Here is a 792-nt window from a genome sequence, read left to right as displayed (position 1 = left end):
GACGCTACCCCGCTGGTAACCTCTCCACGCCGGTTCAAGCCGACGCTGCGGTGCAATTTGCCGCCGTTCGCTCGTCGAGCGCCTGATCGATCAATGTGGTACTGGAATGCCGTCGCAGAGTTATCGAGCCGCTAGGCGCGCTCGCGTCACCAGGCGGATTCGCCATCGATGGTCGCGAGGTCTCGCATGGGTAGAAAATTACGGGCGGACGCCGTTGGCCGCTATTCACTATGTACTAGCCTCGACGCAGCGCAGACACGGCTTCATCTCACTAGCGAATCCCAGCGACGTCAGGCCGGTCCGACGACGATCTGCCTCAAACCGATGCTGACGGCCGCATAAAGTCGGTGGTCTTACGCCAGCGATCAGTCACCTTCGAGATAAAGAATCTGCGCCGTTCGCCGGGGTGAAGTGAGCGAAGCGCTGCCTCGGCTTAGCATTCGGACATGCGCGATATCGAAGCGATTGACGCCGATCTGCAGTTGGTGTCGCGCGCTTGGTGCGCGGCTTTGGTGGCAAATGATCACGCACCGAGTACCACCCTGATCGACCAGCTTCGCGAGGAGCGACAGCAGTGAGGCGCTGCGTCCGGAACTGACATGACCGGATACCACTAGAGGTAGCGTCGTAGCTGGTCGGAAGCATAGACGGCGGGTTGGCGGGTGGTGCGATGCAGCTGAAATGGATTAGCGTTGCCGGTCTGATCGCTCAGGCCGGTGGTGATCCGTGGGCGATTAACCAGAGCTTGCAGGCCGGCAGCCCCGCGCAGATTTCGAGCCTTGCGGAGGCTTT

1 protein-coding gene and 1 pseudogene are annotated in these 792 nt (G+C 61.0%); both read left to right on the top strand.

The genetic code is table 11. The features are described from left to right. Positions 1-446 precede the first annotated feature (446 nt). Positions 447-578, top strand: a complete 132-nt coding sequence (locus A5622_RS30455) for a hypothetical protein (RefSeq protein WP_255361663.1) — start codon at positions 447-449, stop codon at positions 576-578. A 92-nt stretch (positions 579-670) separates the two neighbouring features. Continuing rightward, a pseudogene (locus A5622_RS30715) lies at positions 671-792 on the top strand (hypothetical protein); the annotation flags it as partial.

The sequence above is a fragment of the Mycobacterium sp. 1245801.1 genome, assembly GCF_001673055.1.
Classification (GTDB): domain Bacteria; phylum Actinomycetota; class Actinomycetes; order Mycobacteriales; family Mycobacteriaceae; genus Mycobacterium; species Mycobacterium europaeum_A.
Note: the sequence above shows the minus strand (reverse complement) of the source record. Positions and strands in the feature narration are given on the sequence as shown.

Coding starts and splice junctions, on each gene's coding strand:
- A5622_RS30455 (WP_255361663.1), top strand. CDS start 447: ATGCGCGATATCGAAGCGATTGACGCCGATCTGCAGTTGGTGTCGCGC.